This window comes from Ruminococcus sp. J1101004sp1_RTP21198st1_B9_RTP21198_201120, from assembly GCF_040924245.1.
Taxonomy (GTDB): Bacteria; Bacillota; Clostridia; order Lachnospirales; family Lachnospiraceae; genus Blautia_A; species Blautia_A faecis.
In genome coordinates this window covers 64,483-87,884 of sequence record NZ_JBCOMI010000015.1, presented here as the reverse complement: position 1 = coordinate 87,884, position 23,402 = coordinate 64,483, and the positions used below count along the sequence as shown (strand labels likewise).

Genomic DNA, 23,402 nt, shown 5'->3' with positions numbered 1-23,402 from the left:
CAGAAGGTGTATATTCTATAAATGGAAAAAGAATTTTTTGACGTATTTCCAAACTTAAAATTAAAACAGGAATTAAGTGAACTTCTGGAAGAGGTGATCGTCACCAAGGTTGCCTGCAACTCTGCCAAAACTTGTGTCCGGGTTTACTTGAAAAGCGACCGCTGGATCCATAAAAAGCATATTTTCAGCCTGGAAGAGCAGATTCAGAGACAGTGCTTTCCTGGTCTTGAAGTGAGTGTGAAGGTAATCGAGAAGTTCCATCTGTCCAGACAGTACACGCCAAAGAATTTCCTGGATACCTACCGCTCCAGCATGGAACTGGAGCTTCGCAATTACAACATGCTGGAATACAATCTGTTCAAGCAGGCACAGATCACATTTCCAGAAGATGACTGCCTGAATATGGCACTTCCGGATTCTGTGATTTCCAGACAGAAAAGTGAGATACTTATTGAATATCTTCACAAAGTATTCTGCGAGCGTTGCGGAATGGACCTGAAAGTTTCTCTGGATTATGTGCAGACGGAGGAGAGCAGGTACCGCAAAAATGCAGCTATCCAGATCCGTCAGGAAGTAGCTAATGTGCTGAAGCATGCCAGACTTTCCACAGAAGAAGAGAGCGCAGCACCAGCTCCTGCAGCTGAGGAAAAAACAGGAAAAGAGGCCGCAGCCGGCAAGACATCCGCTGCCAGGTCGGAGAAGAAAGCAGAGGCAGCCAGTGAAAAGAAGCCTTTCGAGAAAAAGCCATTCGAAAAGAAAGGCAAATGGGGCGATTTCCGTGGTGGCTTCCGCAAGGATCCAAATCCGGACGTTATTTATGGAAGGGATTTCGAGGACGAGCCTATTCCATTGGAAAATATTGTGCAGGAAATGGGAGAGGTTATCATCCGCTGCCAGGTTATGGATGTGGAAGCGAGAGAAATCCGAAATGAGAAGACCATACTGATTTTCCCGGTTACGGATTTCACAGACTCCATCACAGTAAAAATGTTCCTGCGCAACGAGCAGGTGCCGGAGATCAAAGAGCATGTGAAAAAAGGTGCCTTCCTGAAAATCAAAGGCGTTACTTCTATTGACCGTTTCGATGGTGAGCTTACCATAGGCTCCATCTCCGGAATTAAGAAAATCTCCGATTTCCGCAGTTACAGAGTGGACACCAGCCCTCAGAAGCGTGTGGAACTTCACTGTCATACGAAAATGAGCGATATGGATGGTGTAACCGAGGCAAAAGCGCTGGTAAAACGTGCCTACGAGTGGGGGCATCCTGCCATTGCCATCACAGATCATGGTGTGGTGCAGGCTTTCCCGGAGGCAAACCATTGCTTTGATGCGTGGGGAGGCTGCGTGCCAAAGGATTCTGATTTTAAGGTGCTTTACGGTATGGAGGCCTATCTGGTAGACGACTTAAAGGGTATGGTCACCAACCCGAAAAAACAGTCCCTGGACGGCAGATTCGTGGTTTTCGACATTGAGACCACAGGATTTTCCCCCCTTACCTGTAAGATCATTGAAATTGGTGCTGTATTGGTGGAAAATGGAAAGATCACAGATCGTTTTTCCACATTTGTCAATCCTCAGGTTCCAATTCCATTTCGAATTGAGCAGCTGACCAGTATTAATGACAGCATGGTTATGGATGCCCATCCAATTGAAGAAATTTTACCGGAATTCCTGAAATTTTGTGAAGGAGCTACAATGGTAGCCCACAACGCAGATTTCGATATGAGTTTTATTATAGAGAATTGTAACCGCATGGGAATTCCAAATGATTTCACCTATGTGGATACGGTAGGTATGGCACGATTCCTGCTGCCTGCGCTGAACCGTTTTAAGTTGGATACCGTTGCCAAGGCAGTTGGCGTTTCCCTGGATCATCACCATCGTGCGGTTGATGATGCAGAGTGTACGGCCCGTATTTTCGAGAAATTCGTGGGAATGTGCAGGGAAAGAGATATTACGGATGTAGACAAGCTGAATGAGCAGGGAAAAGTTTCCCCGGACACCATTAAGAAACTGCCCACTTACCATGCCGTTATTTTCATGCGGAATGAGACCGGCCGTATCAATCTGTACAAGCTGGTAAGCCAGTCCCATATCAAGTACTTTAACCACAGACCCCGTGTGCCAAAGAGCCTGTTTGAGGCACATCGGGAGGGACTTCTTATTGGAAGTGCCTGCGAGGCTGGTGAGCTTTACCAGGCTCTTTTGCGCAATGCACCGGAGCAGGAAATCGCAAGGCTGGTAAGCTTTTATGATTATCTGGAAATCCAGCCCCTTGGGAACAATATGTTCATGGTGGAGGATGAAAAGAATGATACGATTCATTCGAAAGAGGATCTGATTGAGATCAACAAAAAAATTGTAAAGCTTGGTGAACAGTTTAACAAGCCGGTTGTTGCTACCTGTGACGTTCACTTTATGGATCCCCAGGATGAAATCTACCGTCGTATTATCATGGCTGGAAGCGGCTTCAAGGATGCCGACAATCAGGCACCTCTTTATCTTCGCACTACTGAGGAAATGCTGGAGGAGTTTTCCTATCTGGGAAGCGAGAAGGCAGAGGAAGTGGTAATTACAAATACAGTGAAGATTGCGGATATGATAGAGAAAATGTCACCGATCCATCCGGATAAATATCCGCCGGTTATTGAGAATTCTGACCAGGACTTAAAGGATATGTGTTTCCAGAAAGCCCATGAAATGTATGGTGAAGTGCTTCCCAAGATCGTAGAAGACCGTCTGGACAAAGAGCTGAATTCCATTATTTCCAATGGATATGCGGTGATGTATATTATTGCCCAGAAGCTGGTGTGGAAGTCCAATGCAGATGGTTATCTGGTGGGCTCCCGAGGGTCTGTAGGTTCTTCCCTGGCGGCTACCATGTCTGGTATTACAGAGGTAAATCCTCTGCCACCCCATTATCTGTGCCCAAATCCGGAGTGTAAGTACAGTGACTTTGATTCTCCGGAGATCAAGGCTTTTTCCGGTATGGCGGGATGCGATATGCCAGACAGGATCTGTCCAAAGTGCGGTACCAGGATGACCAAACAGGGCTTTGACATTCCCTTTGAGACCTTCCTTGGATTCAAAGGAGATAAGGAGCCTGATATTGACCTGAACTTCTCAGGAGAGTATCAGTCCAATGCCCATCATTATACAGAGGTTATATTCGGAAAAGGTCAGACCTTCAAGGCAGGAACCATCGGTACCCTTGCGGATAAGACCGCATTCGGATATGTAAAGAACTATTTTGAAGAGCGGGGACAGCACAAGCGTTCCTGCGAGATTAACCGTATTGTACAGGGGTGTACCGGTATCCGGCGAAGCACCGGCCAGCATCCTGGCGGAATTATTGTACTCCCAATGGGAGAGGAAATAGAGAAATTTACCCCAGTCCAGTACCCGGCGAACGATTCCAGCAGTGGATTTATCACCACCCATTTTGACTACCACTCCATTGATGGAAACCTGCTGAAGCTGGATATTCTGGGACACGATGATCCCACCATGATCCGTACTCTTGAGGATATGACAGACTTAAACGCAAGAGAGGTTCCTCTTGATGACAAGGCGGTTATGTCACTTTTTGCCAGTACAGAAGCTCTTGGAATTGATCCGAAGGATATCGGCGGCTGCAAGCTTGGCTGTCTGGGAATTCCAGAGTTTGGTACTGATTTTGCCATGCAGATGCTTGTGGATACCAAGCCGAAATATTTTTCTGATCTGGTCCGTATTGCCGGACTTTCCCACGGTACGGATGTATGGCTGGGAAATGCGCAGACACTGATTGAAGAGGGAAAAGCTACTATTTCCACGGCAATCTGTACCCGAGATGATATTATGATCTACCTGATCGGTCAGGGTGTGGAAAGTGGTCTTGCCTTTACTATTATGGAGAGCGTCCGTAAAGGAAAAGGCCTCCGGGATGAGTGGATCACCACCATGAAAGAACACGGCGTTCCGGACTGGTATATCTGGTCCTGCAAAAAAATCAAATATATGTTCCCGAAAGCCCATGCGGCAGCTTACGTTATGATGGCATACAGAATCGCCTGGTTCAAGGTATTCCAGCCGCTGGCTTATTACGGTGCATATTTCAGTATCCGTGCCACAGCTTTTTCCTATGAACTGATGTGTATGGGAAAAGAAAAGCTGGAGTTTTATATGGCAGAGATACGCAAGAAAGGGGACGCTGCATCCAAAAAAGAGCAGGATACCCTGAAAGATATGCGTATTGTCCAGGAAATGTATGCAAGAGGTTATGATTTTATGCCCATTGATATTTACCGGGCGAAGGCACATCGTTTCCAGATCATAGAAGGAAAACTGATGCCGTCCATTGATTCTATAGAAGGTCTTGGAGATAAGGCGGCAGATGCTGTAGTGGATGCTGCTGTACAGGGAAGATTTCTTTCCAAGGATGATTTCCGTGACAGGACCAAGGTCAGCAAGACTGTCATTGATTTGATGGATAAACTTGGATTATTTGGAGATATTCCACAATCCAACCAGATTTCATTGTTTGATTTCTAACGCTGGTTAAATAAGAGTAATATGAATTTAGGAGGTTCCATGAAAACAGAAGAACTGCGCTACCTACAACGTCTGGCGGAGCTCTACCCCACTATCGGGAAGGCTTCTACAGAGATCATCAACCTTCAGTCCATTCTCAATCTTCCAAAAGGCACCGAGCATTTTCTTTCCGATATCCACGGAGAGTACGAAGCTTTTTCCCATGTGCTTCGAAACGGCTCGGGAGCTGTGCGAAAGAAGATAGATGATGTATTTGGACATACCTTAAGCAACAGTGACAAGCGTTCCCTGGCAACCCTTGTGTATTACCCGAAGGAAAAAATTGCCTATGTGAAGAAAAAAGAGTCTGATATGCAGAACTGGTACAAGATCACCCTGTACCGTCTCATTGAGGTGTGCAAGACAACTGCCTCTAAATATACCAGATCCAAGGTTCGTAAGGCATTGCCTTCTGATTATGCATATGTGATCGAAGAACTGATCACGGAGAAAGCAGAAGTTCTGGATAAAGAGGCTTATTACGATTCCATTGTGGATACCATTATAGATATCGGCAGGGCAGAGAACTTCATTATCGCTCTTGCTGAACTGATCCAGAGACTGGTTGTAGACCATCTTCATGTGCTTGGAGATATATATGACAGAGGTCCAGGTCCTCATTTTATTATGGACAGACTGATGGATTATCATTCTCTGGATATTCAGTGGGGAAACCATGATGTGGTATGGATGGGCGCCGCTGTAGGACAGGCTGCCTGTATGGCCACAGTGATCCGTAACAGTATCCGTTACGGCAATCTGGATATTCTGGAGGATGGTTATGGAATCAATATGATGCCTCTTGCTGCTTTTGCCATGGAGGTTTACGGGGATGATCCCTGCCAGGTATTTGAAGTACATGGCAATCCTTCCAATTACAATGCTCTTGAGAAAGAGCTGAGCAGGAAAATGCACAAAGCCATTTCCATTATCCAGTTTAAGCTGGAAGGGGTACTGGCGAAAGAACATCCGGATTTTCATATGGAAAATCGATGCGTTCTGGAGGGGATTGATCCGGAGAAGGGCACTGTGCAGCTGCCGGATGGAAGCGTGCATAAGCTTCTGGACTGTCATTTCCCTACCATTGACTGGGAACATCCCTATGAACTGACAGATGGGGAAAAAGAAGTGGTGGAGCGTCTGAGCTCAGCATTTCGGAACTGCGAGAAGCTTCAGAACCACATGCAGCTGCTTCTGGATAAAGGCGGCCTTTATAAGACCTATAACGGGAATCTTCTTTTCCATGGAAGTATTCCGCTGAACGAGGATGGAACTCTGAAAGAAGTTGAGATTTACGGTGAGACTTGTAAAGGCAAGGCACTTTATGATAAACTGGAAGCCTACGTAAGAAAAGCATTTTTTACCGTAGATGAGAAGGAGAAGAAGGCAAGCCAGGATATTCTGTGGTATATCTGGGCCGGACCTAATTCTCCCCTTTATGGAAAAGATAAAATGACCACCTTTGAGCGCTATTTTATCGCAGATAAAGAGACACACAAAGAGAAAAAGAATGCCTACTATCACCTCTGGGAAAAAGAAGAGGTAGTAAATCGTATGCTGGAAGAATTCGGACTGGATCCGGAGGATGGGCATATTATCAATGGTCACGTGCCTGTTCATCAGCTGGAGGGAGAGAATCCGGTGAAATGTGATGGCAAGGTGATCGTAATTGACGGTGGTTTCTGTGAGGCATACCGGAATGTGACCGGTATTGCCGGATATACTCTTGTTTACAGTTCCTATGGTCTGAGCCTGACTGCCCATGAGCCTTTTACTTCGGCAGAAGATGCAGTGGAAACAGAGAGGGACATTGTGTCCAACCGTGTGGCTGTCCGCTATAATCCAAGGCGTGCCCTTGTGGGAGATACGGATAACGGTAAGGCATTGAAAGAACGAATTCAGGAGCTGAAACAGCTTTTGGATGCCTACAGAAAAGGCGTTATAAAGGAGAAAAAATAAGGAGACTAAGGAAAAATGGGTGGAATTTTTGGTGTTGCGTCAAAGTCTGATTGTGTAATGGATCTTTTTTTTGGAATTGATTATCACTCCCATCTGGGTACAAGAAGGGGCGGAATGACTGTTTATAGCAGGAGCAGTGGATTTAACCGCGTGATCCATAATATTGAGAACTCACCGTTCCGTACCAAATTTGATAAAGATGTGGCAGAGATGGAAGGCAATCTTGGAATAGGCTGTATTTCTGACAATGAACCGCAGCCTCTTCTGGTGCGCTCCCATCTGGGGAATTTTGCAATTACAACAGTAGGCAAGATCAATAATATAGAAGCTTTGGTAGAGAAATGCTTCAAAGACGGGCATACCCATTTTCTGGAGATGAGCGGTGGCAGTGTGAATCCTACAGAGGTAACTGCAGCGCTGATCAATCAGAAGGACAGTATTGTTGAGGGAATCCGCTATGCACAGGAGATGATCGAGGGCTCTATGACCCTTCTTCTCATGACAGGGGAGGGCATTTACGCAGCACGCGACCGTTATGGAAGAACTCCTCTTGTAATCGGAAAGAAGGAAGATGCATGCTGTGCTTCTTTTGAAAGTCATGCCTACATTAATCTTGGCTATGAAGACCTGAAAGAGCTGGGACCTGGAGAGATTGATTTTATTACCCCGGAGGGAGCCCAGGTTCTGCAGAAGCCAGGAGACAAGATGCGAATCTGTTCTTTCCTCTGGGTATATTATGGATATCCAACCTCCACTTATGAGGGGGTAAATGTAGAGGAAATGCGTTACAAATGCGGCGATATTCTGGCAGGAAGAGATGCCGGAGAAGTGAATCCGGATCTGGTTGCAGGAGTACCGGATTCCGGTATTGCACATGCCATCGGCTATGCTAACCGCTCTGGTGTGCCGTTTGCCCGTCCGTTTATTAAATATACGCCCACATGGCCAAGATCTTTTATGCCGACTCAGCAGAGCCAGCGAAATCTTATCGCCAGAATGAAACTGATCCCAGTACATAAACTGATCAAAGATAAAAGCCTCCTTATGATTGACGACTCTATCGTAAGAGGTACCCAGCTTCGTGAGACAACAGAATTCCTCTATAACAATGGTGCTAAGGAGGTTCATATCAGACCTGCCTGCCCGCCGCTTTTATATGGATGTAAGTACCTGAATTTCTCACGCTCTAAGTCAGAGATGGATCTGATCACAAGAAGGATCATTGCGAAACGTGAAGGGGACAATGTATCAGACAGGATTTTGCAGGATTATGCAAATCCGGATTCTACAAACTACAAAGAAATGCTGGAAGAAATCCGCAAGGAACTGAATTTTACATCCCTGAAATATCATCGTCTGGATGATCTGAAGAAGTCAATTGATATTGAACCGTGCAAGCTTTGCACTTATTGCTGGAACGGACAGGAATAAACAGGAGGTGACTGCCTGTGAAAAAGCACAACAAAGATGTACTAAAAGCAACGCTGTTTGCCTTGATCGCCATATTTATCATGATTGGAGCAGCGGGGCTTCTGTTTGCCGAACATAAGAAAAAGATTCAGAAGGAGCAGCAGAAGAAGGCTGCTATTGAGGCTTTGGAAAGGGTGCCCACAGTGACACCGACTCCAGCGGCTACAGCCACGCCCACACCGGAGCCTACGGCCACAGTGACACCGACTCCTGTGATCACCCGGGCACCGGCGTTCGTGGCAAATGATTATATGGGAACCTGGTACAGTAAGGATGGACTGGTGACACTGTCTATAGACGACCTTACCCTGAAGTCTGTTACTTTTACTTTTTCTCAGGCTGGTGACAATGCCGGCAATAAGGTTTCGGAAGCTTCGGACACTGCAAAAGTGGCTGGAAATGCAGCAAAGCTTTCCTTTACAGATTCCTGGGGAAACCAGGTGCGTGGAAATATGACCTTTGATCAGGGCAGACTTTATCTGCGCCTAAATACAGCTTCCCCTGCAGAGGGTGCCGGGGTGACACCAAAGGTAGATGGGGTCCTTACAAGGGAGAAAGCCGCTTCAGTGACACAGGCACCTTCAGTGACTCCGGCTGATAATACAGATAAAACGGATCTCTCTTCCCGGGATTATATATTCCCGGACAGCAACAGCCGATATCTTACAGATGAGGATTTGTCGGGCTATTCATCTGACCAGCTGGAACTGGCGAAAAATGAGATTTACGCCCGACATGGCAGGAAATTTGTGACACAGAGAATTGCGGATTATTTTAACAGCAAATCCTGGTATAAGGGAACTGTGGAGCCGGAGACCTTTGATGCAGATACTTCTGTATTTAATGAATATGAAGTCGCAAATATTCAGAAAATTGCAGATACGGAAGGGAAGCTTCGAAGTGAAGGAAAGTAACGGATATATGAAAAAAACTTTACGGAATGTTACGCGTGAATGGTAATAACTTTATTTATGGTATACAAAATGAGGGGGAAATCGCATCCCCCTCATTTTGTACCTGCTGAGTACCTTTACAATTACGGCATTTTTTTATTATCAGTACGGCCAACCAGATAGTCAATGCTGGTTTCATAATAATTTGCAAGGCGGATCAGCATTTCGATTGGAATGTTCCTGGAGCCAGTTTCGTAGTGGGAGTAGGAACGCTGGCTGATGTGAAGGATATCACTGATCTGCTTCTGGGACAGATCAGCGTCTGTCCGAAGGTCTTGAATTCTCTGAAATTTCATAGGTTCACCTCTTTTTCTTCTGTAGAGTCTGCAGGGACCAAATGTAACGAACAACGAAAAACGTCTGGCCCCGAATCCTTTCAGAAAGTATAAATCAGAACGAAATGCACTATTGCAATTCAGAGCAAAATGGGCTATAATGAATTTTGTATATCTTTTAATCATATCTTTTTTACTTTTATTCTTTTTTATTCCAGAGACACATTGAAATGGCAGAGCAGGTTCGCATATGGGGAAGAACTGTATCTGCAGAAAGGGATAAGATTGTTTGCAAGTGTTTTATCAGCGGCGATTTCAGGAATGGAAGTCTGCCCGGTTCAGGTGGAAGCTGATGTAAGCAGCGGTCTGCCTTGTTTTACTATGGTTGGATTTCCAAGCACCCAGGTGAAAGAAGCACAGGACAGAGTGCGCACAGCGTTAAAAAATAATGGGATCAGTCTGCCGCCTAAGAAGGTGACTGTGAATCTGGCACCTGCTGATCTGCGAAAAGAGGGGGCCGGTTTTGACCTGCCTGTGGCAGCAGCGGTGCTGGCAGCATCGGGATTTATAGAACCACAGCTTCTTCGGAATGTAATGGTGGTTGGTGAACTCAGTCTGAATGGGGAGGTAAGAAGTGTATCCGGAGTGCTGCCAAGAGTGATCCGGGCAAGGGAACTGGGATGCCGGTACTGTATCATTCCGTTTGAAAACCTGGCAGAAGGAGCTCTGGTGAAGGATATGAAAGTGGTCGGAGTTCAAAATATAAAAGAAGTTTTGAAGCTTGTCTCAGATCCGGATGCATTTGGAAAAGAAAATCAGTTTTCAGAGGTAAATTCAGAAGAGAACCAGGTAGAAGAGAGTCTGGTGGATTTCGGGGAAATCTGTGGTCAGGAGAGTGCCAGAAGAGCTGCTGAGATTGCAGTCAGCGGATTTCACAACATCCTGTTTATCGGCCCTCCGGGCACTGGGAAGACCATGCTTGCCAAAAGAATACCTACGATTATGCCCTCTCTTACTTTTGAGGAAAGCCTGGAGCTTACAAAAATCTACAGCATTGCCGGACTTTTAAGTCCAAAGAGACCATTAATTAAGGCAAGACCCTTTCGAAGTCCGCATCATACCAGTTCGTCTGCAGCTCTGGCTGGAGGCGGAAGGATCCCGGGTCCCGGTGAAGTGACCCTGGCTCACAGAGGCGTTCTGTTTCTGGATGAAATGCCGGAATTTGCAAGAGGCAGCCTGGAAGTGCTGCGACAGCCCCTGGAGGACAAGCAGATCCAGCTGTCAAGGGCAAGTGGAACGTACGTGTTTCCGGCGGGATTTATTCTGGTAGCAGCCATGAACCCCTGTCCCTGCGGCTATTATCCGGATATGAATAAATGCAGGTGCACACCTGGCGAGGTGAGTCATTATCTTCATAAGCTGAGCCAGCCCCTTCTGGAGCGGATCGATCTATGTGCGGATGTGCCGCCTGTTAATTTTTCCCAGATCTCAGGAGAAAAGTCAGGAGAAAGTTCTGCCCTTATCCGGAAAAGAGTGGAAAAAGCCAGAAGAATACAGCAGAAACGTTACCAGAATGAGAAAATCTGTTTTAACGGAGAACTGTCCGGGAAGCAGATCCGGAAATACTGTGTGCTGACAGAGAATGCCATTCAGGTGGCAAAAAATGCTTTTGAGCTTATGGAACTCAGTGCAAGATCCTATCACCGGATTCTGAAGGTTTCACGCACCATTGCGGATATGGAAGGGGAGGAACTGATACACACAAGACATGTTGCAGAAGCCCTTACTTACAAAGCATTTGATAAGAAGTACAGAAGCTGAATGAATTTATTCATAAAACCGCACGCAGGGAGGTATTTTAGTATGGAAGCAATGCAGAAAATCAAATGTTTAACTATAGAGGATTCCAATTTTCCAGATCGTTTGAGAAAACTTTCCGGAATGCCAAAAAAACTGTACTACATCGGAAACCTGCCAGATCCGAAGAAGCCTGCTGCAGCAGTGGTAGGTGCCCGCATGTGCAGTCCTTATGGCAGATGTCAGGCATTTAAATATGCAAGAACCATGGCAAGCTACGGTGTGCAGATCATCAGTGGAATGGCAAGAGGAATTGATGCAGAGGGGCATAAAGGTGCACTGGATACGGACACTCCTACTTTTGCAGTGCTGGGAAGCGGAGTGGACGTGTGTTATCCCAATTCCAACAGATGGCTTTATCAGCGGATCCTGGAAAAAGGCGGCGGGATCATCAGCGAGCTTCCCCCGGGCTCTCCGCCTGTGAACTGGGCTTTTCCGGCAAGAAACCGGATCATCAGCGGACTTTCCGATGCTGTTCTTGTGGTAGAAGCCAAGGAACAGAGTGGTTCTTTGATCACTGCAAACTTTGCCCTGGAACATGGACACAGTGTTTATGCCCTTCCGGGAGCTGTGACAGAGGAACTGAGCAGAGGCTGCAACAAGCTGATTTTCGATGGTGCAGGAATCGCTTACAGCCCGGAAATCATGCTTATGGAATGGGGAATCGAGGCAAAAAACAGACCTCAAAATGTGGAAAAAAAGAAGTTGGGGCTTGCGCCGGATTTGGATTTGGTGTATAGTGGTCTCGATTTACGACCTGAAAATCTGGATAATTTAATACGAAAAACCGGTTTTTCAGCATCAAAAGTCTGTGCTCTTCTGACAGAACTTCAGCTAATGGGGCTTGTGGGAGAGACAGGCAGACAATACTACAGAATATCAGGGGGATAATTTGTAGTGTATGTAGACTGAATACAAAGTAGGAGAGGTAGTATGGCTAAATATCTGGTGATAGTTGAGTCACCTGCAAAAGTAAAGACAATAAAGAAATTTCTTGGGGCAAATTATGAGGTAGAGGCATCTAACGGACATGTCCGTGATTTTCCCAAGAGTCAGTTTGGAATAGATGTGGAGAATGATTTCGAGCCGAAATATATAACCATCCGTGGTAAGGGGGAATTGCTTGCCAAACTTCGCAAGGCAGCCAAAAAAGCTGATAAGATTTATCTTGCCACTGACCCTGACCGTGAAGGAGAAGCAATTTCCTGGCACTTGATGCAGGCTCTGAAAGAAGATCCGGATAAAATGCACCGAATCACTTTCAATGAGATCACAAAGACTGCTGTAAAGGATTCCCTGAAGCATGCACGCGGTCTGAATATGAATCTTGTAGATGCACAGCAGGCGAGAAGAATGCTGGACCGTATGGTGGGTTATACCATCAGTCCGCTTCTCTGGGCGAAAGTAAAGAGAGGCTTAAGTGCCGGCCGTGTGCAGTCTGTTGCACTTCGCATCATCTGTGACAGGGAGGAGGAGATTAATTCTTTTATCCCGGAAGAATACTGGAGCCTGAATGGTGAATTCCTTGTGGATGGCGAGAAAAAGCCTCTGGAGGCTAAATTTTACGGAACAGACAAGAAGATGGATATCCACAATAAAGCTGAGATGGATGAGATTCTTAAGGTTCTTGAGAACGAAGAATTTGAGATCTCTGAGGTGAAAAAAGGCGAGAGAATCAAGAATGCTCCGCTTCCTTTTACTACCAGTACCCTGCAGCAGGAGGCATCCAAAACACTGAATTTTTCTACCCAGAAGACTATGCGTCTGGCACAGCAGCTTTATGAGGGTGTTGATATCAAGGGCAACGGTACTGTAGGTGTGATCACATACCTTCGTACTGATTCTGTACGTATTTCTGACGAGGCAGATGCGGCAGCAAGAAGCTACATCAGCAGCCAGTATGGAGAAGAATATGTGTCAGAAACAGCCAAGACAGTGAAGAAGGGACAGAAGATCCAGGATGCTCATGAGGCTATCCGCCCAACTGATATCAGCCGTACACCTGTACAGATAAAAGAATCCCTTACACGAGATCAGTTCCGTTTGTATCAGCTGATCTGGAAGCGTTTTGCGGCCAGCCGTATGGCTCCTGCGAAGTATGAGACTACCTCTGTAAAAGTGGCTGGTGGAGACTATACGTTCACTGTGTCCGCTTCCAAGGTGGCATTTGACGGCTTCCTTTCGGTATATATGCAGGAAGAGGATATGAAGAAGGGAAATGTGTTAAGCCAAAGCCTGAGTAAAGGCATGAAGCTGAAACTGAAAGAGTTAAAGCCGGAACAGCATTTTACCCAGCCGCCGGCACATTATACAGAGGCTTCCCTGGTAAAGACCATGGAGGAGCTTGGAATCGGCCGTCCGAGTACTTATGCGCCGACCATCACCACCATTATCAGCCGCCGCTATGTTTCCAAGGAGCAGCGTAACCTTTATGTGACAGAGCTGGGCGAGGTGGTAAACAGTATTATGAAGCAGGCGTTCCCAAGCATTGTGGACGTGAATTTCACGGCTACCATGGAGGGACTTCTGGACTGTGTGGAGAATGGTACTGTACAGTGGAAGACAGTAGTCCGGAACTTCTATCCGGATTTGAAACATGATGTGGATGCTGCCCAGGAAGAGCTGGAGAAAGTAGACATCCATGATGAAGAGACCGATGTGATCTGTGATAACTGCGGTCGTCATATGGTGATTAAATATGGTCCTCACGGACGTTTCCTTGCATGCCCGGGATTTCCGGAATGCCGCAATACCAAGCCTTATTATGAAAAGATTGGTGTAGCCTGCCCGAAGTGTGGTAAGGAAGTGGTGCTTAAGAAGACGAAGAAAGGCCGTAAGTATTACGGCTGTGAAGATAATCCGGAATGTGACTTTATGTCATGGCAGAAGCCATCGGATAAGAAATGTCCGGTGTGCGGAAGCTACATGGTGGAAAAAGGAAATAAACTGGTGTGCAGCCAGGAAACCTGCGGCTATGTAGAAACCAGGCCGAAGGATGAAAAAGAAAATTAAGGTTGCTGTGAAGCTCGCGAACAGTAACAAATTAAGAAGTTTTCGGGAAAGATCCCCTGCAAGGCAGATGTATTATGTTTTGCAGGGGATTTTTTGAATAAAAGCTCTATTACTTCCATTGTTTGATGAATAGTTTCAAAAACGTGATATTTTCAGAAAAGCTAAACAAAATTGAAAAATAGTAAAAAATAGCTTGTAAATAGTTTGAAAAACGTGTAGAATTAGAATAACAGGTAAAGCCAGAGCATGACTGAAAAGGCTTTCTGCAAAATCTCCTGCAAAGTGGAGCATACAGATTGCGGGAATGATTTTTTTACAGGCTCTCATGTAACAAAAGCGAAGGGAGGACAAAATGAGCGTTCAGTTACTTGATAAAACAAGAAAAATCAATAAACTTCTCCATAACAGCAGTTCCAGTAAGGTGGTTTTTAATGATATCTGCCAGGTTCTGATGGATACTTTAAGTTCTAATATCCTGGTTCTCAGCAAGAAAGGCAAGGTGCTTGGTGTAAGCTTTTGCCCGGGAGTTGAGGAAATCCAGGAGCTGATAGCTGATGAGGTGGGCGGTCATGTTGACCCTCTGCTGAATGAGCGTTTTTTAGGGGTATTATCTACCAAAGAGAACGTGAATCTTCAGACACTTGGCTTTGAGCATGTTTCCAGCAGCTATCAGGGAATCATCAATCCTATTGATATTGCAGGAGAACGTCTTGGAACGGTGTTTATGTACCGCAAGGATCGTCCATATGATATTGAGGATATTATTGTCAGTGAATACGGCACCACAGTTGTAGGTCTTGAGATGATGCGGGCTGTACATGAAGAGAATGCCGAGGAAGACCGAAAGAAACAGGTTGTGAAATCTGCTTTTAACACACTTTCTTTCTCTGAACTGGAAGCTATCATCCACATTTTTGATGAGCTTGACGGAGATGAGGGAATTCTTGTTGCCAGCAAGATTGCAGACAGAGTAGGTATTACCAGATCAGTAATCGTAAATGCACTCCGCAAGTTCGAGAGCGCAGGCGTTATTGAGTCCCGGTCATCCGGTATGAAGGGAACCTATATCAAGGTTCTCAATGAAGTGATCTTTGATGAATTAGAAGAGATCAAGGCCCAGAGAAATAAAAAGGCCTGAATGAATTCAATAAATAATAAACAAGTGTATAGAAGAACTGTTTTCCTTCGAACGTGTTTGAAAAAGGCCTTCTGCAAATTGTGAAGTTGCAGATTGCAGGAACGCTTTTTCAAACACGCTCTGGAGGGCAGTTCTTTTTTGTGTATAACAGGAAACTTCGTTGGAATTCATGATTTCACAAAAAAACTTTACCAGGCAGTCTTCAGAAGCTTCGAAATAGAAAAAAAATCAGAAAATTTTTAAAGTGAGAAAACAAGAGAAAAAAAGAGCATAAAAGAGAATAAAAAAGAATATACTTAAAAATGCAACTATGAAAAGAGTTGCACAAATAACGATAATTCAATAATATAATGGACAGTGATTAGCACTCGGCAATAATGAGTGCTAGCAAGGAAAAGAAAAGCAATTCTAAAGGAGGACATAGATCATGAAATTAGTTCCATTAGGCGACAGAGTTGTATTAAAACAGTTAGAAGCAGAAGAGACAACAAAATCCGGTATCGTTCTTCCAGGACAGGCACAGGAGAAACCACAGCAGGCAGAAGTAATCGCAGTAGGACCTGGCGGAGTTGTTGACGGCAAAGAAGTGAAAATGGAAGTTACTGTAGGCGACAAGGTTATCTATTCCAAATATTCAGGAACAGAGGTTAAGCTTGACGGTGAAGAGTATATCATTGTAAAACAGAGCGATATTCTTGCAATTGTGAAATAAGACATAACCTTATAAATAACTTGAAATCAGGAGGATGATTCATTATGGCAAAAGAGATTAAATATGGCGCAGAAGCCAGAACAGCATTAGAGGCTGGTGTAAATAAACTTGCTGATACCGTAAGAGTAACACTTGGACCGAAAGGAAGAAACGTAGTACTTGATAAACAGTTCGGTGCTCCGCTTATCACAAACGATGGTGTTACAATCGCAAAAGAGATCGAGCTTGAGGATGCTTTCGAGAACATGGGTGCTCAGCTGATTAAGGAAGTTGCATCCAAGACAAACGATGTAGCTGGTGACGGTACTACAACTGCTACTGTACTTGCTCAGGCAATGGTTCACGAAGGAATGAAGAACCTGGCAGCAGGTGCTAACCCGATCGTTATGAGACGCGGTATGAAGAAAGCTACAGATACTGCTGTAGAAGCAATCAAGAACATGAGCCAGAAAGTAAGCGGAAAGAAACAGATCGCAAACGTTGCATCTATTTCCGCCGGAGATAAAGAAGTCGGAGAGCTTGTTGCAAATGCAATGGAAAAAGTTTCCAACGACGGTGTTATTACTGTAGAAGAGTCCAAGACCATGCACACAGAGCTTGACCTTGTAGAAGGTATGCAGTTTGACCGTGGATATATTTCCGCATACATGTCCACTGATATGGAGAAGATGGAAGCAAACCTTGAGGATCCATATATTCTGATCACAGACAAGAAAATCTCCAACATTCAGGAAGTTCTTCCGCTGCTGGAGCAGATCGTACAGGCTGGAGCAAAACTTCTTATCATTGCTGAGGATGTTGAGGGTGAGGCTCTTACCACTCTGATCGTAAACAAATTAAGAGGAACCTTCCAGGTAGTAGCTGTAAAAGCTCCTGGCTATGGTGACAGAAGAAAAGAAATGCTTCAGGATATTGCAATCCTCACAGGTGGTACTGTAATTTCTGATGAGGTTGGTCTTGAACTGAAAGATGCTACAATGGCTCAGTTAGGACGTGCAAAATCTGTTAAAGTTGCAAAAGAGAATACTGTTATTGTCGATGGTATGGGAGATAAAGAAGCAATTGCCAATCGTGTTGCCCAGATCCGTGCTCAGATTGAGGAGACAAAATCTGATTTCGACAGAGAGAAGCTTCAGGAAAGACTTGCAAAACTTGCTGGTGGTGTAGCAGTGGTTCGTGTTGGTGCAGCTACTGAGACTGAGATGAAAGAAGCAAAACTTCGTATGGAAGATGCTCTTGCAGCTACCAGAGCAGCTGTTGAAGAAGGAATCATTGCAGGAGGCGGTTCTGCATATATCCACGCTTCCAAAGAGGTTGCAAAACTTGCGGCAGATCTTGAGGGAGATGAGAAGACTGGTGCAAACATCATCTTGAAAGCACTGGAAGCTCCGCTGTTCCGTATTGCTGCTAATGCAGGTCTTGAAGGTGCAGTTATCATCAACAAAGTAAGAGAGTCTGAGCCAGGTGTTGGTTTTGATGCTCTGAACGAGAAATATGTAAACATGGTAGACGAGGGAATCCTTGATCCTGCAAAGGTTACAAGAAGTGCTCTTCAGAACGCAACAAGTGTTGCTTCTACTCTGCTTACAACTGAGTCTGTTGTTGCAAATATCAAAGAAGATACTCCGGCAATGCCAGCTGGCGGTCAGGGTATGGGAATGATGTAATTTCCGGCAGCGGAAAACAGAACGGAAAATCCATGAATGGATTTTTGAAAGTATAATTCAGAACTCATAAGGGTCGGTGTCAAAGACGCTGGCCCTTTTGCATTCAATAAAAGTCATTTTTTACAGTAACTGTGTACTGTTACTGTTCACTGGTAACGTTCCGCGAGGCGTTTTTTGTGAACAAAGTTCACAGAAAACCCGAGAATTGCGGCGCGAAATCATGCGAATGCATGATTTCTGTGCATCGCGAAGCGCGTTACTGTGAACGGAGTGAACAGTAACTGTGTACTGGCAATATTCCGCATTTTATCAGGAACAATGTTCACAGGAAAACTTTTGTGTGTTATACTTAAAACAACATGCCGGCTGGCAAAAAAACAAAGGAGAATTGTAATATGAGCGATTTGTATTCTGAGCTGCTTGTAAAAAAAGAGCGGACCGCAAAGGACAGGCTGGTAAAAGGCAGTATCATTGCACTAATCGTGCTTCTGGTACTCGCAGGTCTGTTTATCATGCCCCTGCTTCTGATCGCGGCAATTGTGCTGGGAGTCTGTGCCTATCTTTTTATCTTTCCAGGCACTGATCTGGAATTTGAGTACCTGTTTGTAAACGGAGAACTTGACATTGACAAGATCATGGCAAAGTCCAAGAGAAAAAGAGTAAAAAGCCTGAACATCACAGAATGTGATATTATGGCACCTCTTAACTCACATAGAATGGACTATTACAACAGCAACCAGAAGCTGAAAGTACAGGATTTTTCCTCCGGAAATCCGGAACATAAGCGTTTTGCAATTGTCTGCCGCGATGGCGCAGATACCTGCAAAGTAATTATCGAGCCAGATGAAATATTGGCAAAAACCATGAGAAATACTGCTCCGAGCAAAGTATTTTTAGATTAATTTACTAGATTGACACACTTTTAGTTTTTTGCTACACTAATCTACAAACCAAAGACACAATAAGACAAGGGAGGAAAAGCAATGGGTACTATCATTGGTGAAGGCATTACTTTCGACGACGTTCTTTTAGTTCCGGCGTACTCCAAAGTAATCCCGAATCAAGTTGACGTTTCAACTTACCTTACAAAGAAGATTAAACTGAACATTCCCATGATGAGTGCAGGAATGGACACCGTTACTGAGTACAATATGGCGATTGCCATGGCACGTCAGGGAGGTATCGGTATCATTCACAAGAACATGTCTATCGAGGCGCAGGCAGAAGAGGTGGACAAGGTTAAGCGTTCTGAGAATGGTGTTATCACAGATCCGTTTTTCTTATCTCCGGAACATACATTGAAGGATGCCAATGACTTAATGGCGAAATTCCGTATTTCCGGTGTCCCGATCACAGAAGGCAAGAAGCTGGTAGGTATTATTACCAACCGTGATCTGAAGTTTGAGACAGATTTCAGCAAGAAGATCAAAGAGTCCATGACATCTGAGGGACTGATCACAGCCAAAGAAGGTATTACACTGGAAGAGGCGAAAGAGATCCTTGCGAAATCCCGTAAAGAGAAATTACCCATTGTAGATGATGATTTTAACTTAAAAGGACTTATCACCATCAAGGATATTGAGAAACAGATCAAATATCCTCTGGCTGCCAAAGATGAACAGGGACGTCTTCTCTGTGGAGCTGCTGTTGGTATTACCGCCAACGTGCTTGCTCGTGTAGACGCACTTGTGAAGGCAAATGTTGATGTCATCGTTGTTGATTCTGCTCATGGTCATTCTGAGAATATCCTCCGTGCTGTACGAGAGATCAAGGCTGCATATCCGGAGCTGCAGGTTATCGCAGGAAACGTTGCCACAGGAGCCGCTACCAAGGCTCTGATCGATGCTGGTGTAGATGCAGTTAAGGTCGGAATCGGACCTGGTTCTATCTGTACCACCCGTGTAGTTGCTGGTATTGGTGTACCGCAGATCACAGCAGTCATGGATTGCTATGAGGTTGCCAAGAGATATGGTATTCCGATTATTGCAGACGGTGGTATCAAGTATTCAGGCGATGTTACCAAGGCAATCGCAGCTGGTGCAAACGTTTGTATGATGGGAAGCATGTTCGCCGGATGCGATGAGAGCCCGGGAACTTTCGAGTTATATCAGGGAAGAAAATATAAAGTATACCGTGGAATGGGATCCATTGCAGCTATGGAGAATGGCAGCAAGGACCGTTACTTCCAGGAGAATGCCAAGAAGCTTGTTCCGGAAGGTGTGGAAGGACGTGTTGCATACAAGGGACACCTTGAGGACACTGTATTCCAGCTGATCGGAGGACTTCGCTCCGGTATGGGATACTGTGGAGCTGAGAATATTGAAGCACTGAAACAGAATGGTAAATTCGTGAAGATTTCTGCTGCTTCCCTGAAAGAGTCTCACCCACATGACATTCACATTACAAAAGAAGCACCGAACTACAGTGTGGATGACAAATAATGAAAAGAAAATCTGCAAGGCCGTCTTTTTCAAGGCGGCCTTCTTTTAACAAAAGAGAAAAAACAGATAAGGGCGGCAGAATCCGTCAGAGAAATCAGCGTCTGGCATTACTGGTGCTTCTTTTGCTTCTGGTTGTGACAGGAGTGGTTATTCTGATGGTAAGGAAAGGACAGAAGCAGGAGGAAAGTGCAGAGACATCCCAGGAAACGAATGATCATACGAATTATGGACCGGAAGAATGGATGTCCCAGGGTGCTCCCTACATAGATGTACAATTATTGACTCCAAATGAGTATTCCAGGCCTCAGCTGCCCCTGAATGGAGCTGATTACATAGCGATCCATTATACAGCCAATCCCGGTGCCACAGCCCAGAATAACAGGGATTATTTTGAGAATCTTTCCATTTCTCATGAGGCGAAAGTAAGCAGCCATTTTGTAGTAGGACTGGAGGGTGAAGTGATCCAGTGTATTCCTACCTCGGAGATGTCTTATGCGACTAACTCAAGGAATGTGGACAGTATTTCCATTGAGTGCTGTCATAAAGATGATACCGGCGTTTTTGAACAGGAAACTTATGATTCTGTGGTAAAGCTGGCTGCATGGCTGTGCGCCCGATTTGGGCTGACCTCAGAGCAGGTGATCCGGCATTATGATGTGACAGGCAAGGAATGCCCCAAGTATTATGTGGATCATCCGGATGCCTGGGAGCAGATGAAGGCGGATATCAGTGCACAGATCACAATAGATCAGGGCCTGATGGGAATTTCCTGAGAAGAGAGTACGGATTATATCTATAAATTCGCTCATGCAGGCATTGCGACCAGTAACCACAAAAAGTTACTGTTCATTGGTAACGTTCCGCGAGGTGTTTTTTGTGAACAAAGTTCACAGAAAACCCGAGAATCTCAGCGCGAAATCATGCGAATGCATGATTTCTGTGCATCGCGAAGCGTGTTACTGGTCACTCCGTGACCAGTAACCACAAAAAAATTGTACATAAAAGAAAAAGATTTCCCATCTTGAAATAACGAAAAAAATATTGTAGTATAAAAAAGAACTGCATGACTGGCGGATCGTGGGAATACCCACAGGGAGTGCAGTAATATCATTGTGTCGACCGCCTGGGCAGCCTGGAAGAGAGGCTTCCCAGGCGTTTTTTTATACACGCAGTCAACATTTACACTATTGATGAAAATCTGGTGGCTGCGGTAATATACTCATGTAAATTTCGAAAGGAGAACATCTGCATGGAAATGATAGCATTGGACAAAGAACTGAAGGAAAATTCTTACCCGGGACGAGGAATCATCATTGGCCGCAGCGCTGATGGAACGAAGGCAGTTACTGCTTACTTTATTATGGGAAGAAGTGAAAACAGCCGCAACCGTGTATTTGTGGAGGATGGCGAGGGAATCCGCACACAGGCATTTGACCCTTCCAAACTGGTAGATCCAAGCCTGATCATTTATGCACCTGTCCGCGTACTTGGAAATAAAACAATTGTGACAAACGGTGACCAGACAGACACTATTTACGAAGGAATGGATCATCAGCTCACTTTCGAGCAGTCTTTACGTTCCAGAGAGTTTGAGCCAGATGCACCAAACTATACACCACGTATTTCTGGAATTATGCATGTGGAGAACGGCTCTTACAGTTATGCAATGTCCATTTTGAAAAGCAATAATGGAGATCCTTCCTCCTGCAACCGTTACACTTTTGCATATCAGAATGCAAAGGCCGGTGAGGGACATTTTATCCATACTTATAAATGTGATGGAAACCCGCTGCCAAGCTTTGAGGGTGAGCCGAAGCTTGTTCAGATTCCGGATCACATGGATGAGTTTGCAGATATGTTGTGGGAGAGCCTGAATGAAGACAATAAGGTTTCACTTTTTGTGAGATACATTGATATCGAGACTGGTAAATATGAATCAAAAATTATCAACAAGAATCACTGAAAATAAAGCTTTCCGTTTTGGGTAAATTATATTCACAAAACGGAATGCCTCACGGAATAGTACCTACTGAATCGTTACCTTAAAAGATAAAATGGAGGAGATAACCATGAAAGAGTTAGAATTAAAATACGGCTGTAACCCAAATCAGAAACCATCTAAAATATACATGGAAGATGGAAGTGAACTGCCAATTAAAGTACTTTCCGGAAAACCTGGATATATTAACTTTCTGGATGCCTTTAACGGCTGGCAGCTGGTGCGTGATCTGAAAAAGGCAACCGGGCTTCCCGCAGCTACTTCATTTAAACATGTTTCCCCGGCAGGTGCTTCCATTGGTCTTCCGCTCACAGAGACGCTTGCAAAAATCTACTGGGTAGAGGATATGGACTGGCAGAATTTTTCGCCACTTGCCTGTGCATATGCCCGTGCAAGAGGCGCAGACAGAATGTCTTCCTTCGGTGATTTTATTTCCCTTTCTGATGTATGTGACAAAGACACAGCACTTCTGATCAAGAGAGAAGTTTCCGACGGTGTGATCGCTCCTGGTTATACAGAGGAGGCACTTGAGGTTCTGAAACAGAAGAAAAAAGGCAACTACAATGTAATTCAGATCGATCCGGAATATGTACCGGCTCCATTAGAGCATAAGCAGGTGTTCGGCGTTACTTTTGAGCAGGGAAGACAGGAGCTTGCAATTGATGATGAGCTGATTTCCAACATCGTAACTGAGAATAAAGAATTATCTGAGGAAGCAAAGCGTGATATGAAAGTTTCCCTGATCATTCTGAAATACACCCAGTCCAATTCCGTATGCTATGTAAAAGACGGACAGGCAATCGGAGTTGGTGCAGGACAGCAGTCAAGAGTTCACTGTACACGTCTTGCAGGACAGAAAGCAGATAACTGGTTCCTTCGCCAAAGCCAGAAAGTATTGAATCTTCCATTTAAGGAAAGTATTTCAAGAGCTGAGCGCGACAATGCTATCGATGTTTACATTGGTGATGAGTATATGGATGTTCTGGCAGATGGAAACTGGGAAAAGACATTCACAGAGAAACCTGCAGTTTTCACAAAGGAAGAGAAGAGAGCATGGCTGGATCAGATGACAGATGTAACATTAGGATCTGATGCGTTCTTTCCATTCAGCGACAATATTGAGCGAGCTTACAAAAGTGGCGTGAAATATATTGCACAGCCAGGCGGTTCTGTGAGAGATGCAGACGTAATCGATACCTGCAATAAATACAATATAGCAATGGCATTTACCGGAATTAGATTATTCCATCACTAAATCGTGGCTGAAAAATCATTCCTGCAATTGAGACGCACATCTTGCGGAAAGTTTTTTTAACACGTTTTAAGAAAAATATTGGATTCTGGACA

The 23,402-nt window shown here is 44.8% G+C and carries 17 protein-coding genes and 1 riboswitch; of the genes, 16 read left to right on the top strand and 1 reads right to left on the bottom strand.

From position 1 onward, the window contains the following. Nucleotides 1-21: 21 nt before the first annotated feature. Genes AB5618_RS11895 through AB5618_RS11880 form a run of 4 tightly spaced genes read left to right on the top strand, consistent with a single transcriptional unit; the run spans nucleotide 22 to nucleotide 8,915 of the window. Entirely contained in the window at nucleotides 22-4,533 is a 4,512-nt protein-coding gene (locus AB5618_RS11895; protein WP_148462782.1) for a PolC-type DNA polymerase III, read from the top strand. A gap of 21 nt (nucleotides 4,534-4,554) precedes the next feature. Further along, nucleotides 4,555-6,531 (top strand): fructose-1,6-bisphosphatase, encoded by a 1,977-nt coding sequence (locus tag AB5618_RS11890; protein ID WP_368366776.1) that lies wholly within the window; start codon nucleotides 4,555-4,557, stop codon nucleotides 6,529-6,531. Between the two features lie 15 nt (nucleotides 6,532-6,546). Further along, the gene (locus AB5618_RS11885) at nucleotides 6,547-7,962 is read left to right on the top strand and encodes an amidophosphoribosyltransferase (protein WP_148462780.1); all 1,416 of its coding nucleotides are present in this window, start codon (nucleotides 6,547-6,549) and stop codon (nucleotides 7,960-7,962) included. 17 nt (nucleotides 7,963-7,979) lie between these two features. Further along, complete coding sequence (locus tag AB5618_RS11880; RefSeq protein WP_368366775.1) at nucleotides 7,980-8,915, top strand: YARHG domain-containing protein; 936 nt, start codon at nucleotides 7,980-7,982, stop codon at nucleotides 8,913-8,915. Nucleotides 8,916-9,037: 122 nt separating this feature from the next. On the opposite strand, the gene AB5618_RS11875 is transcribed toward AB5618_RS11880, so the two are convergent. Continuing rightward, on the bottom strand, nucleotides 9,038-9,250 hold the full coding sequence (locus AB5618_RS11875; RefSeq protein WP_118579180.1) for a helix-turn-helix domain-containing protein: 213 nt from the start codon (nucleotides 9,248-9,250) through the stop codon (nucleotides 9,038-9,040). 204 nt (nucleotides 9,251-9,454) lie between these two features. Between AB5618_RS11875 and AB5618_RS11870 the strand changes: the two genes are divergently transcribed. The 12 genes from AB5618_RS11870 (at nucleotide 9,455) to AB5618_RS11815 (ending at nucleotide 23,310) form a co-directional block, all read left to right on the top strand. Further along, on the top strand, nucleotides 9,455-11,050 hold the full coding sequence (locus tag AB5618_RS11870; protein WP_368366774.1) for a YifB family Mg chelatase-like AAA ATPase: 1,596 nt from the start codon (nucleotides 9,455-9,457) through the stop codon (nucleotides 11,048-11,050). Nucleotides 11,051-11,092: 42 nt separating this feature from the next. Continuing rightward, entirely contained in the window at nucleotides 11,093-11,977 is an 885-nt protein-coding gene (gene dprA / locus AB5618_RS11865) for a DNA-processing protein DprA (protein ID WP_118579174.1), read from the top strand. A gap of 42 nt (nucleotides 11,978-12,019) precedes the next feature. Further along, complete coding sequence (gene topA / locus AB5618_RS11860; RefSeq protein ID WP_226855525.1) at nucleotides 12,020-14,098, top strand: type I DNA topoisomerase; 2,079 nt, start codon at nucleotides 12,020-12,022, stop codon at nucleotides 14,096-14,098. 250 nt (nucleotides 14,099-14,348) lie between these two features. After that, nucleotides 14,349-14,429 carry a DUF6783 domain-containing protein gene (locus tag AB5618_RS11855; protein ID WP_368366778.1) on the top strand — a complete coding sequence of 27 codons (81 nt, stop codon included), beginning with the start codon at nucleotides 14,349-14,351 and terminating at the stop codon, nucleotides 14,427-14,429. A 21-nt stretch (nucleotides 14,430-14,450) separates the two neighbouring features. After that, nucleotides 14,451-15,236 carry a GTP-sensing pleiotropic transcriptional regulator CodY gene (codY, locus tag AB5618_RS11850; RefSeq protein ID WP_118579172.1) on the top strand — a complete coding sequence of 262 codons (786 nt, stop codon included), beginning with the start codon at nucleotides 14,451-14,453 and terminating at the stop codon, nucleotides 15,234-15,236. Nucleotides 15,237-15,663: 427 nt separating this feature from the next. Beyond that, the gene (groES, locus tag AB5618_RS11845; RefSeq protein ID WP_118579169.1) at nucleotides 15,664-15,948 is read left to right on the top strand and encodes a co-chaperone GroES; all 285 of its coding nucleotides are present in this window, start codon (nucleotides 15,664-15,666) and stop codon (nucleotides 15,946-15,948) included. Nucleotides 15,949-15,992: 44 nt separating this feature from the next. Next, complete coding sequence (gene groL / locus AB5618_RS11840) at nucleotides 15,993-17,615, top strand: chaperonin GroEL (protein ID WP_195477787.1); 1,623 nt, start codon at nucleotides 15,993-15,995, stop codon at nucleotides 17,613-17,615. Nucleotides 17,616-18,010: 395 nt separating this feature from the next. Further along, complete coding sequence (locus AB5618_RS11835; RefSeq protein WP_118579163.1) at nucleotides 18,011-18,517, top strand: DUF6106 family protein; 507 nt, start codon at nucleotides 18,011-18,013, stop codon at nucleotides 18,515-18,517. A gap of 81 nt (nucleotides 18,518-18,598) precedes the next feature. Beyond that, nucleotides 18,599-20,056 (top strand): IMP dehydrogenase, encoded by a 1,458-nt coding sequence (gene guaB / locus AB5618_RS11830; RefSeq protein ID WP_118579160.1) that lies wholly within the window; start codon nucleotides 18,599-18,601, stop codon nucleotides 20,054-20,056. Beyond that, nucleotides 20,056-20,829: an N-acetylmuramoyl-L-alanine amidase family protein gene (locus AB5618_RS11825; protein WP_368366773.1), complete on the top strand. Its 774-nt coding sequence runs from the start codon at nucleotides 20,056-20,058 to the stop codon at nucleotides 20,827-20,829. The genes guaB and AB5618_RS11825 overlap by 1 nt, the downstream gene beginning before the upstream one ends. Before the next feature lie 280 nt (nucleotides 20,830-21,109). Next, nucleotides 21,110-21,192: riboswitch (ZMP/ZTP riboswitch) on the top strand. 113 nt (nucleotides 21,193-21,305) lie between these two features. Beyond that, the gene (locus AB5618_RS11820) at nucleotides 21,306-22,019 is read left to right on the top strand and encodes an IMP cyclohydrolase (protein WP_118579154.1); all 714 of its coding nucleotides are present in this window, start codon (nucleotides 21,306-21,308) and stop codon (nucleotides 22,017-22,019) included. Between the two features lie 106 nt (nucleotides 22,020-22,125). Then, nucleotides 22,126-23,310: a phosphoribosylaminoimidazolecarboxamide formyltransferase gene (locus AB5618_RS11815; protein WP_118579151.1), complete on the top strand. Its 1,185-nt coding sequence runs from the start codon at nucleotides 22,126-22,128 to the stop codon at nucleotides 23,308-23,310. The last annotated feature ends 92 nt before the right edge of the window (nucleotides 23,311-23,402 follow it).

What these genes read in the sequence shown, in the direction of transcription:
- AB5618_RS11895 (WP_148462782.1), top strand. Translation starts at nt 22, where the DNA reads ATGGAAAAAGAATTTTTTGACGTATTTCCAAACTTAAAATTAAAACAG.
- AB5618_RS11820 (WP_118579154.1), top strand. Translation starts at nt 21,306, where the DNA reads ATGGAAATGATAGCATTGGACAAAGAACTGAAGGAAAATTCTTACCCG.
- guaB (WP_118579160.1), top strand. Translation starts at nt 18,599, where the DNA reads ATGGGTACTATCATTGGTGAAGGCATTACTTTCGACGACGTTCTTTTA.
- AB5618_RS11835 (WP_118579163.1), top strand. Translation starts at nt 18,011, where the DNA reads ATGAGCGATTTGTATTCTGAGCTGCTTGTAAAAAAAGAGCGGACCGCA.
- AB5618_RS11815 (WP_118579151.1), top strand. Translation starts at nt 22,126, where the DNA reads ATGAAAGAGTTAGAATTAAAATACGGCTGTAACCCAAATCAGAAACCA.
- dprA (WP_118579174.1), top strand. Translation starts at nt 11,093, where the DNA reads ATGGAAGCAATGCAGAAAATCAAATGTTTAACTATAGAGGATTCCAAT.
- AB5618_RS11885 (WP_148462780.1), top strand. Translation starts at nt 6,547, where the DNA reads ATGGGTGGAATTTTTGGTGTTGCGTCAAAGTCTGATTGTGTAATGGAT.
- AB5618_RS11825 (WP_368366773.1), top strand. Translation starts at nt 20,056, where the DNA reads ATGAAAAGAAAATCTGCAAGGCCGTCTTTTTCAAGGCGGCCTTCTTTT.
- groES (WP_118579169.1), top strand. Translation starts at nt 15,664, where the DNA reads ATGAAATTAGTTCCATTAGGCGACAGAGTTGTATTAAAACAGTTAGAA.
- AB5618_RS11890 (WP_368366776.1), top strand. Translation starts at nt 4,555, where the DNA reads ATGAATTTAGGAGGTTCCATGAAAACAGAAGAACTGCGCTACCTACAA.
- topA (WP_226855525.1), top strand. Translation starts at nt 12,020, where the DNA reads ATGGCTAAATATCTGGTGATAGTTGAGTCACCTGCAAAAGTAAAGACA.
- codY (WP_118579172.1), top strand. Translation starts at nt 14,451, where the DNA reads ATGAGCGTTCAGTTACTTGATAAAACAAGAAAAATCAATAAACTTCTC.
- groL (WP_195477787.1), top strand. Translation starts at nt 15,993, where the DNA reads ATGGCAAAAGAGATTAAATATGGCGCAGAAGCCAGAACAGCATTAGAG.
- AB5618_RS11875 (WP_118579180.1), bottom strand. Translation starts at nt 9,250, where the DNA reads ATGAAATTTCAGAGAATTCAAGACCTTCGGACAGACGCTGATCTGTCC.